Source organism: Erwinia sp. MYb375 (assembly GCF_037479175.1).
Lineage (GTDB): Bacteria > Pseudomonadota > Gammaproteobacteria > Enterobacterales > Enterobacteriaceae > Erwinia > Erwinia rhapontici.
The window spans coordinates 36989-53763 of record NZ_JBBGZS010000012.1 but is presented as its reverse complement, the minus strand read 5'-3'; the positions used below and the strand labels follow the sequence as shown (position 1 = coordinate 53763).

Here is a 16775-nt window from a genome sequence, read left to right as displayed (position 1 = left end):
AATCAGAAGATCACCATGCAACAACAGCACACGTCAGAAACGACCTTCACCCTGGACCGCGTCAGTTTTAGCGTTCCAGGCCGTACCCTGTTACAACCGTTGTCGCTGGCCTTTCCCGCCGGAAAAGTCTGTGGGCTGATCGGCCATAACGGTTCAGGAAAATCCACGCTGCTGAAAATGCTCGGCCGCCATCACGCGGCCTCGGCCGGGCAGGTGCTGCTGAATGAGCAGCCGGTGGCCAGCTGGCAGAGTAAAGCCTTTGCCCGTGAAGTCGCCTATTTGCCTCAGCAACTGCCTGCGGCGGAAGGGATGACGGTACGTGAACTGGTCGCCATTGGCCGCTATCCGTGGCACGGTGCGCTGGGGCGTTACGGTGTTGAAGATCGCGAACGTGTTGATGAAGCGATTCATCTGGTCGGGCTGAAACCTTTTGCCCATCGCCTGGTGGACAGTCTGTCCGGCGGTGAGCGCCAGCGTGCATGGATTGCCATGCTGGTCGCGCAGAACAGCCGTTGCCTGCTGCTGGATGAACCCACTTCCGCGTTGGATATCGCCCACCAGGTGGATGTGCTGGCGCTGATCCAGCGTCTCAGCCGTGAACGTGGTCTGACGGTGATTGCGGTACTGCACGATATTAATATGGCTGCGCGCTATTGCGACCACCTGGTGGCGCTGCGCGGTGGCGAAATGATTGCTCAGGGCGAGCCTGCTGAGATTATGAACGGGGATGTGCTGGAACAGATTTATGGCATTCCTATGGGAATTTTACCGCACCCACAAGGTGGCGCGCCGGTAAGCTTTGTTTACTAAGCGCTTAGGCTCTGAGAATTGGATGTTGTGATGCCGGATATTTTGCGTCGCCGTTTACTGACGGCACTGGCTTTTTCCCCGCTGCTGGCCCAGTTTCCCTTCCCGGTGCGTGCTGCAACAGAACCGCGCATTATCGCACTGGAGTGGTATCCCCTTGAGCTGCTGCTTGCGCTGGGCGTGATGCCGATCGGCGCCGCCGAGCTTTACGGTTATGGCCAGTGGGTCGGTGAACCGAAGTTGCCCGCCTCCGTGGTCGATGTCGGGCTGCGAACCGAACCCAATCTTGAACTGATAACTCAAATGAAGCCTTCTCTGATCCTGTTTTCACAGGGTTATGGGCCCGATCCGACTCGCTTTATGCGCATCGCCCCGGGAATGGGGTTTGCCTTTAACGAAGGCGGGAAGGGGAAACCGCTGACCAGCGCGCGTCACGCGCTGATGGAACTGGCAAAGCGTATTGATCGCGTCCCGCAGGCCGTGGCCAATCTGGCCGAACTGGATAGCCAGACTGAGCGCCTGAAAACCAAACTGGCAAACAGGCCGAAGCGCCCGCTGCTGCTGCTGTCGATTGTCGATCCGCGTCATGTGATTGTGTTCACTGAAAACGGACTGTTCCAGGAAGTGCTGGATGACCTCGGGCTGGAAAACGCCTGGAAAGCAGAAAGCACCTTCTGGGGGAGCGTGATCATTGGCATTGAACGTCTGGCTGATCTGGGGGAGGTCGATGCCATCGGCTTCGAACATGACAATCAGGCGATTGTTGATCAGGTGACGGGGACCGCACTCTGGCAGTCGCTGCCGTTTGTGCGTGCCGGGCGTTTCAGGCAGATGCCGCGCGTGTGGTTCTACGGTGCCACACTGTCGGCAATGCAGCTGATCCACAGCCTTGACCATGCGCTGGAGGTGAAATGATGCGTCACTATCGTTTAGCCATCCTGCTGTTAACGGCATTGTTTGCCAGTGCACTGGCTCTGACGCTGATTAACCTGCAACAGCGGCTGCCTGGTGCGCAGTGGCTAACAGCATTGTTGACCCCGGACACCAACCGCATTGAGCAGATGGTGTTTCATTACAGCCTGATGCCGCGCCTGTCGCTGTCATTGCTGGCGGGCGCAGGCCTGGGGCTGGTGGGCCTGCTTTTTCAGCAGGTGCTGCGCAATCCCCTGGCCGAACCGGCGACCCTCGGCGTCGCCAGTGGTGCGCAACTGGGGCTGACCGTTGTCACGCTGTGGAGCGTGCCGGGCGGTATGGTCACGCAGCAGCTGGCCGCGATGATCGGTGCGGTGCTGGTGGGGCTGATTGTGTTCGGCGTCGCCTGGGGCAAACGGATGTCGCCTGTAACGCTGATCCTCGCCGGGCTGGTGGTGTCACTTTACTGCGGTGCGGTGAACCAGATTTTTGCCATCTTCAATCACGACCAGCTGCAGAATATGTTTCTGTGGAGCACCGGTTCACTGAATCAGATGGACTGGAGCAACGTGGAGTTCCTCTGGCCACGACTGCTCGGCGGCCTGTTGCTCACGCTACTGATGTTACGTCCGATGACCCTGATGGGGCTGGATGATGGTGTGGCAAAGAACCTGGGCCTGGCGATCTCGCTGGCCCGCTTTGGCCTGCTGGCACTGGCGATTTTAATCAGTGCTTCCCTGGTAAATGCTGTCGGTATTATCGGCTTTATCGGGCTGTTCTCTCCTCTGCTGGCGCGGATGCTGGGTTTCCGTCGTCTGATCAGCCGTTTGCTGGTGGCGCCGATTATTGGGGCGCTACTCCTGTGGCTGGCGGATCAGTCGGTGCTCTGGCTGACCAGTCGTCTGGGAGAGATCTCTACGGGAACCATCACTGCGGTTATCGGTGCGCCGCTGCTGCTGTGGCTGCTGCCGCGTCTGCGAACCGGTTCGGTGCCGCCAGCGATGAACCAGGGTGACAATGTGCCGACAGAACGTCACCGGGTGCTGTGGTGGGCGCTCATCGGGGGCGGTGCTCTGCTGTTGCTGATGGCGGTGGCGTTAAGCTTTGGACGCGATGCTCACGGCTGGGTATGGGCCAGCGGTGAACTGTGGCAGCAACTTCTGCCGTGGCGCTGGCCGCGTCTGGTGGCCGCGATGGCGACCGGGATGATGCTGGGTGTGGCAGGGTGCGTCGTGCAGCGTTTGACAGGCAACCCGATGGCCAGCCCTGAAGTGCTGGGGATTAGCTCCGGTGCGGCATTTGGCGTCGTGGTGATGCTGTTTATCGTACCGGGTGATGCGTTTGGCTGGCTGCTGCCTGCCGGGAGTATTGGCGCGGCCCTGACGCTGCTGGTGATCTCGATTGCTGCCGGGCGCGGGGGGTTCTCGCCGGAGCGGATGTTGCTGGCCGGGATGGCGCTCAGCACGGCGTTCACCACGCTGATGATGCTGCTGCTGGCCAGCGGTGACCCGCGTATGGCGAATCTGCTGACGTGGATCTCCGGCTCGACCTATAACATTGATGTTTTGCAGGCGAAGCGCACGCTGATCATTATGGTCGTGCTACTGGCACTGGTGCCGCTGTGCCGTCGCTGGCTGACCATCCTTCCACTGGGCGGTGCCACGGCGCGCGCAGTCGGTATGGCGCTGACGCCATCGCGGCTGACGCTGCTGCTGCTGGCTGCGGTGCTGACTGCTGCCGCAACGCTGACTATCGGACCGTTGAGTTTTGTGGGGCTGATGGCACCGCATATTGCGCGGATGCTCGGCTTCCGTCGGGCATTGCCGCAGCAGGTAATGGCGGCGCTGTTGGGCGGCGGATTGATGGTGGCGGCGGACTGGTGCGGCAGAATGCTTTCGTTCCCGGATCAGATCCCGGCAGGGCTACTGGCGACCTTTATCGGTGCGCCGTACTTTATCTATCTGCTGCGTAAGGTATAAAAAAAGGGTCAGGCATGCCTGACCCTTACACTATCCGTAGGGGCGGTGCACGCCCCGCCCGTCTGGATGTTACAATTTCGCGAAACTACGGCGTGCCGCATCGATGGTGTGCTGAATATCATCCGGGCTGTGCGCCAGTGACATAAAGCCTGCTTCAAAGGCGGACGGTGCCAGATACACACCTTCTTCCAGCATCAGATGGAAGAAATGCTTAAAACGCTCAACATCGCACTTCGTCACATCCGCATAGCAGGTCACGCTTTCTGCATCCGTGAAGAAAATCCCAAACATCCCGCCGACATGGTTAATCACCAGCGGGATATTTTCGGCTTTTGCCGCAGCGAGCAGGCCATCCGCCAGTTGAGTGGTCAGACGGGTCAGCGTCTCATGCGTACCCGGACGGGAGACTTCTGTCAGACAGGCAAAGCCCGCTGCCATCGCGATCGGGTTACCGGACAGCGTACCCGCCTGGTATACCGGGCCAGTCGGGGCCAGCGCATCCATCACTTCGCGACGGCCACCAAAGGCACCTACCGGCATCCCACCACCGATGATTTTACCCAGGCAGGTCAGATCCGGTTTCACACCGTAATGGGCCTGTGCCCCCGCCAGCGCAACGCGGAAACCGGTCATCACTTCGTCGATAATCAGCAGCGCGCCAAATTCGTCGCACAGTGTACGCAGGCCCGGCAGGAAGTCCGGCTGCGGTGGAATGCAGTTCATGTTGCCCGCGACCGGTTCAACGATGATGCAGGCGATCTCGTCCGGGTACTGCTCAAAGGCGGCGCGTACGCTGGTGAGATCGTTGAAGGTGCAGGTCAGGGTATGTTTGGCAAAGTCAGCGGGCACGCCCGGTGAGTTCGGCTGGCCCAGCGTCAGCGCGCCAGAACCCGCTTTCACCAGCAGGCAGTCGGCGTGGCCATGGTAGCAGCCTTCAAACTTGATGATTTTGTCACGGTGAGTAAAGCCACGTGCCAGACGAATGGCGCTCATGGTCGCTTCTGTACCGGAGTTGACCATGCGAACGGTATCCATGGTCGGCACGAGTTGGGTGACCAGTTCAGCCATTTTGACTTCCATCTCGGTCGGTGCGCCGAAGCTCAGGCCGCGTTCGGCTGCGTCAATGACAGCATGACGGATAGCGGGATGGTTATGACCCAGCACCATTGGGCCCCATGAACCGACATAGTCTATATAGGCTTTACCATCGACATCGTACAGCAGGGCACCGTCAGCACGTTCGATAAACAGCGGCACGCCGCCCACGCCGTTAAAGGCCCGCACCGGTGAATTTACGCCACCGGGAATTAACTGCTGTGCCTGGGCGTACAGGTTTTCAGACTTACTCATGGAACCGCTCCTGATCATTCATTTAAAAACCCCTCTATTCTAAGTGAACATCATGGGGTAGCGAAAGGCTACTCGCATCACAGACACGATTAGAGAGCCTTAAATGCGGGCATTCAGCATGAGAATACGTAAAATACTGACATGGATTGACAATGTTATGAATGGCTCATGAATCAACAATCACTTTCTACCAACGAACTGAATGTTGTGCCTGCCCGGCGCGGTGATTTCCTGCGCATGTTATTACGCCGCGATAAAACGCCGCTGGCGGTGTTGGTGATGGCGGGGATTGTTGGCACGCTGACTGGCCTGGTGGGCGTGGGTTTCGAGCTGGCTGTCAACGAGATTATTCACCAACGCACCCGTTGGCTTGCCACGCTGGAAAGCCATACTGGGGTGATGGTGCTGTGCGCATTTCTTGCCTCCGCGCTATTGGCCACGATCGGCTATTACCTGGTGCGCCGCTTTGCACCAGAGGCGGCGGGGTCGGGGATTCCGGAGATTGAAGGTGCTCTGGAGGAACTGCGGCCGGTGCGCTGGTGGCGGGTGATCCCGGTGAAGTTTATCGGTGGGATGGGCACACTGGGAGCGGGGATGGTGCTGGGACGTGAAGGTCCAACGGTTCAGTTGGGCGGCAATATTGGCCGCATGATGCTGGATATCTTCCGGATGAGAAGCACTGAGGCGCGGCACACGCTGCTGGCAACGGGCGCGGCGGCGGGCCTGTCGGCTGCTTTTAATGCCCCCCTCGCCGGGATCCTGTTTATTATTGAAGAGATGCGTCTGCAATTTCGCTACAGCCTGATTTCCATTAAAGCCGTGTTCGTTGGCGTGATTATGTCGAGCGTGGTGTTTCGGATTTTCAACGGTGAACATGCGGTAATCGAGATAGGCCGCCTGATCGATGCCCCGGTGAATACCCTGTGGCTTTATCTGCTGCTGGGTATGGTGTTTGGCGTGGTGGGGGTGCTATTTAATCAGCTGATTTTCCGCATCCAGGATCTGTTTCAACGTTTTCACGGCGGGCGTTTAGGTAAAATACTGTTGGTGGGGGCTTTGTTAGGAGGGATGTGCGGCGTATTGGGGGTGTTCCTGCCAGCGGCCGCCGGAGGTGGCGCCAGCCTGATCCCGCTTGCGGCGGCCGGAAACTTTTCTATCGGTATGTTGTTATTTCTGTTTATTGTGCGACTGATTACCACTTTACTGTGCTTCTGTTCCGGCGCACCCGGCGGGATTTTTGCCCCGATGCTGGCACTGGGCACGCTGCTGGGAACGGCATTTGGCCTGTGCGCGTCGATCTGGCTCCCGGAGTATCACTTGCAGGCCGGCACCTTTGCCATTGCCGGGATGGGCGCGCTGTTTGCCACCTCGGTACGTGCGCCACTGACAGGTATTATACTGGTGCTGGAGATGACGGATAACTATCAGCTGATTTTACCGATGATTATTACCTGCCTTGGCGCGACGCTATTAGCCCAGTTTCTTGGGGGACAACCCTTGTATTCGTCACTGCTTACCCGCACTCTGGCGAAACAACAGCAGCAGGAAACGGCTAATGCTACCGCACAGGGTGGTACAGCCTGAGCTTGATTGCTATACCAGTGTGTAAGATAATAAGAACAATTATGGTCGATTTGTGACCTGTCAGGCACCCGGCCTGTACGTATGTATACTGGAGTTACCTATGAGCGACGATGTAGCACTGCCCCTGCAATTTACTGAAGCAGCGGCCAGTAAAGTCAAAAACCTGATTTCCGATGAAAACAATCCGGATCTGAAACTGCGCGTCTACATCACCGGCGGCGGTTGCAGCGGCTTCCAGTACGGTTTTACCTTTGACGATAAGATTAACGATGGTGATATGACCATTGAGAAAGCGGGCGTTGCGTTGGTTGTTGACCCGATGAGTCTGCAATATCTGGTGGGTGGCGCAGTGGATTATACCGAAGGGCTGGAAGGGTCGCGCTTTATTGTGACCAACCCGAATGCCAAGACCACCTGTGGCTGTGGATCGTCCTTCAGTATCTGATTTACCCTCCCTCTCTGAAGCCGCCGCTATCATAGCGGCGTGCTCTTATACCGGTCACTGACTGATACCAACTCCCGGAATGTGCTGCCTTGCTTTTGCCCCAATGATGTTGGGTAAACAGATACTGTTTAGTAAGAACTTACCATTCGACGGTCACTAACCTTGCTTCCTGCCGCGTATCCGCATTACGTGATATAACGCTTTGCGTCACTTTTGGCTGCGCATCAGGTTGAGCTCCACACACAACACCGGGTAAATTGACAGCAGACAAGCTGCGACTCTCTACGCTGCATTGTGAGTAGATGGTTAATTTCACGCCAATGCTGCCGGTAATCGAAGCGGCAAAGGCGTGACCCGTCATCATCAGCCCGAGGGCCAGATAAACGGTTTTCATGTTGCAATTTCCTGGTCAAAATCAGAGCAAAAAACCCTGAATAAAAAACGAGCGTAAAGTCGCCCGTTATCTTTGGTTAACGGCACTTTTTGTCAGAACTTTACTCACCTTTGGCGGCGATTATTGCGGTTTTGACGTGCCGATGGTGTGTAATTCACTGCATAATTTTTGTGCGGCCAGAATCATACGCGGTCCGGCACGGCTTAACCAGTCATCATTGATGGCGATGACCGGGAGTGTGAGCTGGGGTTGCCAGAACTGCGCAATCTGCTGTGCATGAGCATGATCGCCGGGCGTCACGACAGCGGCGGGATGGCGTAATAATACCTGCTCGCGGCTCACCTGTGGCCAGGGCACGCGGGCATCGGCAAAGATGTTCTCTCCACCACATAAGCGCAGAACTTCATCCTGTAAGGTATTGCCCGATGCGGTAAACAGCGGTTTGAGGCCAAACTGAAGAAAGACGCGCTGCCTGGGGGCGTGCTGATAGCGCTGGCGCAGGTCAGCAAACTGCTGTTGTAACGCGGCAGCCGCCTGCTCTGCCTGTTGCGGTTGCGGGCTCCAGGCGGCAAGCTGACGCAGGCTGGCAACCAACTGGTCGATAGAATCCGGTGCCAGCCAGACCACTCTGATGCCCAACGCCTGAAGCTGATCGACCTGGCGCTGCGGCGTGCCCCCTTTCCAGGCGAACACGACATCCGGCTTCAGCCTGAGTAACTTTTCGCTGTTGATCCCCTGCCAGTTAGCGACCTGTTCGATCTGTTGTGCAGCAGCAGGGTAATCGGAATAAGCGCTGACGCCCACCGGAGTCATTCCGGCAGCAAAGGCCAGTTCGGTAATATTGGGTGCCAGCGTGACCACGCGGGGGGCGGCCTGAGCTGTGGTGGCGCAGGCCAGCCACAGCAGCAGGCAAACAAGACGTTTAGCCACGGGAAAGGTGGGTCAGCAGGGTTTCCACCATCAGTGACGATTGCTGTGCTGCCACCACGAGGAACTCATCAAAGCTGAGGTGTGATGCTTGATCAGCCACATCGGAAATCGCGCGGACGACGACAAACGGCGTGCCGAATTGGTGGCAAACGTGGCCAATCGCGGTCGCTTCCATCTCAACCGCAATGGCCTGCGGGAAGGTGCTGCGAATACGCGCCAGCGGGGCTGCGCCATTGATAAAGGCATCACCGCTCACCACCAGACCACGAACTGCATTGAGGTTCAGCTCGCCAATGCACTGTTCGGCAGCGGCAATCAGCTTATCATCCGCCTTGAACGCCGCCGGGCAGCCCGCCATCTGGCCAGGCTCATAACCAAATGCCGTCACATCGGCATCGTGATAACGCACTTCATCAGACACCACGATATCACCCACTTTCAGCGTAGGGGCAAGGCCGCCGGCTGAACCGGTGTTGATGACCACATCGGGCTTGCACAGCTGCAGCAGCAGGGTGGTGCCCAGCGCCGCAGACACTTTACCGATCCCCGACTTCAGCAGAGCCACTTCTACGCCATTCAGTGTACCGGTGTAAATTTCACAGCCCGCCAGGGTGAGGGTCTGACGGTTTTCAATTTTGTCACGCAGCAGCGTCACTTCCTGTTCCATTGCGCCAATAATGCCTGCTTTCATAGGGATACTCTCTGAAGTTGTGGAATGTGTTATTCATTGCGGCGCATAGTTTATCATGACAAACATCATCGCTATACCCGTCATACTTCAAGCTGCCCAGGCGTTGGCTGCATCAAAAGTAGGCCCCACGAGGGGACTCGAATTATTTTGGGTATACTGCGAGAATGACTGCGCCATTTATCAGAGGGAATAAGGCATGACTGGGATCGATTTTCGCAAAAAAATTAACTGGCAGCGGCGCTATCGACCCTACCAGGGACCGAAGGATGAACATGAAATCCTGCGCATATTTGAAAGCGATCGTGGTCGTATTATTAATTCAGCAGCGATCCGCCGACTGCAGCAGAAAACGCAGGTCTTCCCGCTTGAGCGTAATGCCGCCGTTCGCACCCGGCTGACGCATTCGCTGGAAGTGCAGCAGGTGGGGCGCTATATCGCCAAAGAGGTCCTGACACGCTTGCAGGAAGCTGACCGTTTAGTCCCTTTGGGGCTGGCGCAGTTGACCGGGCCGTTTGAGAGCATCGTCGAGATGGCTTGCCTGATGCACGATATTGGCAATCCGCCGTTCGGTCACTTTGGTGAGGCAGCGATTAATGACTGGTTCCGTCAGCAGTTTGATACAAACTGGCAGCCGGAGAGCGGCCGGGAAGATCGTTGTGTCCCCGAGGTATTACGACATCAGGATGATGGCCTGAATGCGCTGCGGGCTAAAGTGCGTCAGGACCTGTCTCATTTTGAAGGCAATGCTCAGGCAATCCGCACGGTGCATACGCTGATGAAGATGAACCTGACCTGGGCGCAGGTCGGCTGTATTTTAAAATACACGCGTCCTGCCTGGCATAGCGGGGCCATTCCCGCCAGCCATGATTATTTAATGAAGAAACCGGGATACTACCTGGCAGAAGAAGAATATATCGCGCGACTGCGTGAGCAATTAGATCTTCAGCCGCATTGCCGTTTCCCGCTGACTTATATTATGGAAGCGGCTGACGATATCTCTTACTGTGTGGCCGATTTAGAAGATGCCGTAGAAAAAAACATCTTTACTGTTGAACAGCTGTATCAGTATTTATTCCAACTCTGGCCTGACCATCAGGCAGGCGATCTGTTTGCCACGGTGGTGACCACTGCGCTGGATAAATCTCGCAGTCGCCGCACAAATCGCAGCAGTGAAGATCAGTTCTTTATGTATTTGCGTGTGAATACGGTGGCAGAACTGGTGCCCCATGCGGCCAGCCGTTTTATCGACCATTTGCCCGCGGTGTACCACGGCGAGTTTAATGAGGCGCTGCTGGAAGATGGTAGCCCGCATAGTCAGCTATTAGATATTTTCAAAAAAGTCGCTTTTCGTCATGTGTTTAACCATCCTGAAGTTGAACAGTTAGAGTTGCAAGGGTATCGGGTGATCAGTGGGCTACTGGATATTTACCAGCCTCTGTTGCTGTTGACGCGCGAAGAGTTCAGCGAATTGACGGAAAAGGATTATTTAAAAGGTTATCCGATTGAAACCCGCCTGTTCCATAAGCTTTCGACGCGTTTTCGTCTTGCCTACAGTGAAGCGGTGGAATCTCTGGATAAAAATCCAGATGAAGAGAATATATGGGAATACTATTATCGCGTTCGTTTATTGCAGGACTACATTAGCGGCATGACCGATTTGTATGCCTGGGATGAGTATCGACGGTTAATGGCCGTGGAATAAGTTCGCCATGCGTGATGATTTGTAAAGAAGAAGAATATTTTTTTACTTTTTCTTCGTGGCTAAATATGAACTTAGGGATAAAAAATTAATCTCACTTTCACAACCACAGCAATGGTTATCCCACAGAATCACTTGAGAATCCGACGAATGAAAAAAACCACGTTAGTATTGAGCGCACTGGCTCTGAGCCTTGGGCTGGCGCTAAATCCGTTAGCCGCCAGCGCCGCTGAAACGGCTTCATCATCTTCTACTCAGCCGCTTCCTAGTCTGGCACCGATGCTGGAAACCGTGATGCCTTCAGTGGTCAGCATCAATGTTGAGGGCAGCACGACGGTACGTACACCGCGTATGCCTCAGCAGTTCCAGCAGTTCTTTGGCGATAATTCGCCATTCTGTCAGGACGGTTCTCCATTCCAGGGATCGCCGATGTGTCAGGAAGGTGGCCCGGAAGGGAAGGGCAATGGCGGCGCTGACAGCCAGCAGCAGAAATTCCGCGCACTGGGTTCCGGTGTGGTGATTGATGCCGCTAAAGGCTATGTGGTAACCAACAACCACGTGGTCGACAATGCGACAAAAATTCAGGTTCAATTGAGCGATGGTCGTAAATACGATGCAAAAGTAATCGGTAAAGATCCGCGTTCAGATATTGCGCTGATTCAGTTGAAAGAGGCGAAAAACCTGACCGCAATTAAGCTTGCTGACTCCGATAACCTGCGCGTGGGCGACTACACGGTAGCGATTGGTAACCCGTATGGTCTGGGGGAAACGGTCACCTCTGGTATTGTCTCTGCCCTTGGTCGAAGTGGTTTGAACGTCGAAAACTACGAAAACTTTATTCAGACCGATGCCGCGATTAACCGGGGTAATTCCGGCGGTGCGCTGGTGAACCTGAATGGTGAACTGATCGGGATTAACACGGCGATCCTCGCGCCAGACGGTGGCAACATCGGTATTGGCTTTGCCATCCCAAGTAATATGGTGAAAAACCTGACATCACAGATGGTTGAATTCGGTCAGGTGAAACGCGGTGAGCTGGGGATCATGGGCACCGAACTGAACTCCGAACTCGCGAAGGCGATGAAAGTTGATGCCCAACGCGGTGCGTTCGTTAGTCAGGTACTGCCGAAGTCTTCAGCGGCGCAGGCGGGCATTAAAGCCGGTGACGTGATTGTGTCGATCAACAACAAGCCGATCTCCAGTTTCTCTGCGTTGCGTGCGGAAGTGGGGTCGTTGCCGGTTGGCACCAAAATGGAACTGGGCCTGATCCGGGATGGCAAGCCATTGAAAGTGAACGTGGCATTGCAACAGAGTGCCGCAGCGAAAGTCGATTCTGGCACTATCTATAACGGTATCGAAGGGGCTGACCTGAGCAACTTTGATGCGAAAGGCGTTAAGGGTGTGAAAGTGGACAGCGTGAAAGCGGGTTCTGCGGCAGCGCGCGTTGGCCTGAAGAAAGATGATGTGATTTTAGGCGTTAACCAACAGCCGGTCGCGAATCTGGGCGAATTGCGCAAAATCCTGGATACCAAACCGTCAGTGCTGGCGCTGAATATCCAGCGTGGCGATGCCAGTATTTATTTGCTGATGCAGTAAGTTATGCTGAAAAGTGCCGTTCGAAAATAAGAGCGGCACCGGACAAAAAAAAGGGGTGACCAGTATTTTGGTCACCCCTTTTTATATCAGAAAAGGAATTAACGACCGCCGCGGGTCAGTTTGTCCAGGTCTGATTCAATTTCAGCAATCTTGTTAGAGACTACGCTCTCCAGATGACGCAGGTCATCAAGGATTTTGCGTTTCAGATCAACTTCAACCTGGTCACGCTGGCAAATCTGGTCAAGCTCATCAATCACATAGCGCAGGTTCGGGCTGATTTCCTGAACTTCTTTGTAACCCTGGCTGGCATTATCAGCTACCACGGTTTTGCGCTGGCGCGGATATTTAAATTTCACGCTTTTGGCAAAGAACTCGCCTTTATCTTTGCGGAAATAGATTTTCAGGATGTCGTTGTTGGCTTCCTGACGCAGGCTGTAACGGTCGATATCTTCCGGCGTCGCGATGCCCAAACCCTTGAGATTGTCGTACATGGTATTTTCCTTTAAGAGACTATCGATCCAGATGCGATCAGAGTAGTCGCTATCCGAGAAACGGAAAAGGATCGTTTAATTTAAATACAGTATTTTCTGGCGCGGATTATGGCGCAGATTGTGCACAATAGCACCACTTGTTTCGTGACGTGAAAGAGGTAGTTCAGGGCAGGAATGTAAAAATTACTTTACAGTCAGGTGCGGACCACTGGTGTGGCCCGCAGGAGGATCAATCGATAGTGCGCAGCAGTTCGTTAATGCCGGTTTTGCTCAGCGTTTTCGCATCGACTTTTTTCACGATAACGGCGCAGTACAGGCTGTAAGTTCCGTCTTTCGATGGCAGGTTGCCTGAAACGACGACGGAACCCGCAGGGACACGACCGTAGTGCACTTCGCCGGTTTCGCGGTCAAAGATCTTGGTGCTCTGGCCGATATACACGCCCATTGAAATCACGGAACCTTCTTCTACGATCACGCCTTCAACGATTTCTGAACGCGCACCGATGAAGCAGTTGTCTTCAATGATAGTTGGGTTGGCCTGCAACGGCTCGAGCACGCCACCAATACCAACGCCGCCAGACAGATGAACGTTTTTACCGATCTGCGCACAGGAACCTACGGTGACCCAGGTATCAACCATCGTGCCTTCGTCAACGTAAGCGCCGATGTTAACGTAAGAAGGCATCAATACGGTGTTACGTGCGATGAATGCGCCCTGGCGTACAGCCGCTGGTGGAACAACGCGGAAGCCTTCTTTTTTGAAGCGTGCTTCGTCGTAGTCAGCGAATTTCATGGGAACTTTGTCGTAGTAACGGCTTTCTGCGCCATCAATTACCTGATTGTCATTGATGCGGAAAGAGAGCAGAACCGCTTTCTTCAGCCACTGATGCGTGACCCATTCGCCGTCGATCTTCTCAGAGACGCGCAGGGCACCGCTATCCAGCTGGGCGATAACCTTATTGACGGCTTCGCGGGTTGCGGCGTCAGCGTTTGCTGGAGTAATGTCTGCACGGCGCTCGAAGGCCGCTTCAATAACACTCTGTAACTGTTGCATATTAGATCTCTCAATTTCAGTGAGTTCGGTGTAACAGGCTCTTCTACTTGCCATTTTGAGCGCAGGCAGTGCCCGCCATTCTCACGTACTTCAGTACGCTGCGCTGTCTGCGCTCAAACTGCCTGCGACAATGACGCCTGTGTCACTCTTTAGGGATGAAAAGTAAATCTGGGTCACACTTTATCGTTTGGAACAAGGGCCTCTGTCAACCGTTGTTGCAGCCGTTCGCGCAAATCGGCATCTAATGCCCGGCGCTCGCTATTGGCGAGAATAAACAAATCTTCGACGCGTTCACCGATGGTACTGATGCGCGCACCGTGCAGCGACACGTTCAGGTCAGCAAAAACCTCGCCAACGCGCGCCAGCAATCCTGGCTGATCCAGCGCGATTAATTCCAGATAAGTTCGCCTGTCAGTGTGTGTGGGTAAGAAGTTGACCGCGGTATCGACATTAAAATGCTTCAGACGGGCTGACTGACGGCGCGTGCGCGGAGGCTGCCAACTGGTCTGGCAGATCGCCTGTTCCAGCGCCTGGCGTGTCATCTCATGGCGGTCAGTCGCTAGCGGGCTTCCATCTGGCTCCAGCACGATAAAGGTGTCCATTGCCATGCCGTCTCGGCTGGTGAAGATCTGGGCATCGTGAACGCTCAGATTGCGGCGATCCAGCTCGCCGGCGACAGTGGCAAACAGATACGGGCGGTCCGGGCTCCAGATAAAGATCTCGGTGCCGCCGCGTGTCGCCTGCGGGCTAACGAGGATCAGGGGCTTGCTGAGATCGTGATTCATCAGATGACGCGCATGCCACGCAAGCTGGTTCGGCGTGTGGCGCAGGAAATAGTCGGCCCGGCAGCGGCCCCAGATACTGTGCAACGCTTCTTCGTCGATATTATCCATGCGCAGTAAGGCCAGCGCCTGGAGCCGATGATGGCGCACGCGTTCGCGCAGATCCGGACTATTTTCCATTCCACGGCGCAGCTGTTTCTCTGTGGCGAAAAACAGCTCGCGTAACAGGCTCTGCTTCCAGCTGTTCCATAAGGTTTCATTGGTGGCACAGATATCGGCAACGGTCAGGCACACCAGATAACGCAGGCGGTTTTCATTCTGCATCACCTCGGCAAACTGCTGGATCTCCGTCGGGTCCTGAATATCGCGGCGCTGGGCGGTGACCGACATCAGCAGGTGATGACGCACCAGCCAGGCAACCAGCTGCGTCTCGCGTGAGTTCAGACCGTGCATCTCGGCAAACTCCAGCGCATCCTGCGCCCCGAGAATGGAGTGATCGCCGCCGCGCCCTTTGGCGATATCGTGAAACAGCGCTGCCATCAGCAGTAATTCCAGCTGCGGCAGGCGTGGCCAGAGTTCAACGCACAGCGGATGTTGCTGACGTGTACGTTCGTCGGCAAAGCTTTCCAGCTTTTGCAGTACGCGAATGGTGTGTTCATCGACCGTATAGGCGTGGAACAGGTCAAACTGCATCTGACCGACGATGTTGCTCCATTGCGGCATATAAGCCCACAGCACACTGTGGCGGTGCATCGGCACCAGCGCCCGGCTAACGGCACCTGGATGGCGCAGTATCGACAGGAACAGCTCCCGGGCCTCTGGGATGGTACACAGGGGCTGCTTCAGGTTACGGCGCGCGTGACGCAAATGACGCAGCGTATTGGAGTAGATACCGGTAATTTTCGGTGTGCGCGCCATGGTGTTGAACATACGCATGATGGATTCTGGCTGGCGAGCAAACAGCGTATCATCACGCAGATCAATCAGCGTGCCGCGTAGCTGGAATTCATCGTCCAGCGGGCGGGGTTTCTCATCGGTTGGCAGCGCCAAAATAGCTTCATCAAACAGCTGTAACAGCATCTGGTTTAACTCGCCAACGCGGCGTGTGACACGGAAGAAATCCTTCATCATGCGTTCAACCGGCTCGTTCCCTTCGCCCTGATAGTTCAGGCGTTGGGCAACATTGAGCTGACGATCAAACAGCAGGCGGTTGTCGTAGCGCGTCAGTGTCAGGTGCAGGGCAAAGCGGATGCGCCACAGGAAGCTCTGGCACTCGTTCAGCTCGTTACGCTCTGCTTCCGTCAGAAAGCCGAAACCGACCATTTCATCCAGCGAGGTTGCGCCGAAGTGACGGCGTGCCACCCACAACAGCGTGTGAATGTCACGCAGGCCACCGGGGCTGCTTTTGATATCCGGTTCCAGATTGTAGCTGGTGCCGTGATAGCGTTGATGACGTACTTGCTGTTCGTCAATTTTGGCCGCGAAAAAGCGGTCTGACGGCCAAAAGCCATCGCTGAAGACGTTCTTCTGCATCTCAAGAAATAACGTGAGATCGCCGGTCAACATGCGCGATTCAATCAGGTTGGTTGAGACGGTGAGGTCGGACAAACCTTCGAGTAAACACTCTTCCAGTGTCCGTACACTGTGACCGACTTCCAGCTTGAGGTCCCACATCAGGGTCAGCAGCTCGCTGGTACGACGGGCATCTTCCTCGGACAGGGGTTTACGACTGAGGATCAGGACATCAATATCCGATAGCGGATGCAGTTCACCCCGACCGTAGCCACCGACCGCAACCAGTGCAATGCCGTCTTTTTCCGGAAATCCGAAGAAGCGCCACAGGCGCCGGAGAAGGCGATCAATGAAGAGTGTACGGGCGTCGATCAGACTTTCTGCATCCTGCCCGGCGTCAAAGGCGGCAGCGAGATGCTGCTGGAAAACATCCAGGTGATGCCTGAGTGTATCGCGGTTCAGTTCGGCATCTTCCCAGCGGCGCGGGGCCTTGGTGAGTTTTTTCAGGATGCTGGCTTCAGGTACGTCTTTATTCATTTCACCGCCCCA

At 55.4% G+C, this 16775-nt stretch carries 14 protein-coding genes; 7 read left to right on the top strand and 7 right to left on the bottom strand.

The window, feature by feature from the left end; translation table 11 throughout:
* Positions 1-15: 15 nt before the first annotated feature.
* The 3 genes from fhuC to fhuB are packed head-to-tail and all read left to right on the top strand — an operon-like array spanning position 16 to position 3698.
* Positions 16-810 (top strand): Fe3+-hydroxamate ABC transporter ATP-binding protein FhuC, encoded by a 795-nt coding sequence (gene fhuC / locus WH279_RS05620; protein ID WP_339455257.1) that lies wholly within the window; start codon positions 16-18, stop codon positions 808-810.
* A 30-nt stretch (positions 811-840) separates the two neighbouring features.
* Positions 841-1722, top strand: coding sequence for a Fe(3+)-hydroxamate ABC transporter substrate-binding protein FhuD (gene fhuD, locus WH279_RS05615; protein ID WP_339455256.1), 882 nt, complete (start codon positions 841-843; stop codon positions 1720-1722).
* A complete protein-coding gene (gene fhuB, locus WH279_RS05610) occupies positions 1722-3698 on the top strand; it encodes a Fe(3+)-hydroxamate ABC transporter permease FhuB (RefSeq protein ID WP_339455320.1) in 1977 nt (658 codons plus the stop codon). The genes fhuD and fhuB overlap by 1 nt, the downstream gene beginning before the upstream one ends.
* 69 nt (positions 3699-3767) lie before the next feature.
* On the opposite strand, the gene hemL is transcribed toward fhuB, so the two are convergent.
* Positions 3768-5048, bottom strand: a complete 1281-nt coding sequence (hemL, locus tag WH279_RS05605; protein ID WP_339455255.1) for a glutamate-1-semialdehyde 2,1-aminomutase — start codon at positions 5046-5048, stop codon at positions 3768-3770.
* 168 nt (positions 5049-5216) lie between these two features.
* Here hemL and clcA point away from each other — a divergent pair, with 168 nt between their 5' ends.
* Both clcA and erpA read left to right on the top strand, forming a co-directional pair.
* Positions 5217-6632 carry a H(+)/Cl(-) exchange transporter ClcA gene (gene clcA / locus WH279_RS05600; RefSeq protein WP_339455254.1) on the top strand — a complete coding sequence of 472 codons (1416 nt, stop codon included), beginning with the start codon at positions 5217-5219 and terminating at the stop codon, positions 6630-6632.
* A 100-nt stretch (positions 6633-6732) separates the two neighbouring features.
* A complete protein-coding gene (gene erpA / locus WH279_RS05595; RefSeq protein ID WP_133842208.1) occupies positions 6733-7077 on the top strand; it encodes an iron-sulfur cluster insertion protein ErpA in 345 nt (114 codons plus the stop codon).
* 139 nt (positions 7078-7216) lie between these two features.
* Here erpA and WH279_RS05590 read toward each other — a convergent pair whose 3' ends face one another.
* The 3 genes from WH279_RS05590 to mtnN all read right to left on the bottom strand — a co-directional run bounded on the left by WH279_RS05590 (position 7217) and on the right by mtnN (position 9092).
* Positions 7217-7471 carry a hypothetical protein gene (locus tag WH279_RS05590; protein WP_133842207.1) on the bottom strand — a complete coding sequence of 85 codons (255 nt, stop codon included), beginning with the start codon at positions 7469-7471 and terminating at the stop codon, positions 7217-7219.
* Between the two features lie 120 nt (positions 7472-7591).
* Complete coding sequence (btuF, locus tag WH279_RS05585) at positions 7592-8401, bottom strand: vitamin B12 ABC transporter substrate-binding protein BtuF (protein WP_339455253.1); 810 nt, start codon at positions 8399-8401, stop codon at positions 7592-7594.
* A complete protein-coding gene (mtnN, locus tag WH279_RS05580; protein ID WP_339455252.1) occupies positions 8394-9092 on the bottom strand; it encodes a 5'-methylthioadenosine/S-adenosylhomocysteine nucleosidase in 699 nt (232 codons plus the stop codon). The genes btuF and mtnN overlap by 8 nt, the downstream gene beginning before the upstream one ends.
* A gap of 196 nt (positions 9093-9288) precedes the next feature.
* Between mtnN and dgt the strand changes: the two genes are divergently transcribed.
* Together dgt and degP are read left to right on the top strand one after the other, a co-directional pair.
* Entirely contained in the window at positions 9289-10794 is a 1506-nt protein-coding gene (gene dgt, locus WH279_RS05575) for a dGTPase (protein ID WP_339455251.1), read from the top strand.
* 147 nt (positions 10795-10941) lie between these two features.
* Entirely contained in the window at positions 10942-12387 is a 1446-nt protein-coding gene (gene degP, locus WH279_RS05570; RefSeq protein ID WP_339455250.1) for a serine endoprotease DegP, read from the top strand.
* Positions 12388-12485: 98 nt separating this feature from the next.
* On the opposite strand, the gene WH279_RS05565 is transcribed toward degP, so the two are convergent.
* The 3 genes from WH279_RS05565 to glnD form a co-directional block, all read right to left on the bottom strand.
* Entirely contained in the window at positions 12486-12878 is a 393-nt protein-coding gene (locus WH279_RS05565; protein ID WP_133842202.1) for a DUF3461 family protein, read from the bottom strand.
* Between the two features lie 229 nt (positions 12879-13107).
* On the bottom strand, positions 13108-13932 hold the full coding sequence (gene dapD / locus WH279_RS05560; RefSeq protein WP_339455249.1) for a 2,3,4,5-tetrahydropyridine-2,6-dicarboxylate N-succinyltransferase: 825 nt from the start codon (positions 13930-13932) through the stop codon (positions 13108-13110).
* A gap of 173 nt (positions 13933-14105) precedes the next feature.
* On the bottom strand, positions 14106-16763 hold the full coding sequence (gene glnD, locus WH279_RS05555; protein WP_200643792.1) for a bifunctional uridylyltransferase/uridylyl-removing protein GlnD: 2658 nt from the start codon (positions 16761-16763) through the stop codon (positions 14106-14108).
* Positions 16764-16775 lie beyond the last annotated feature (12 nt).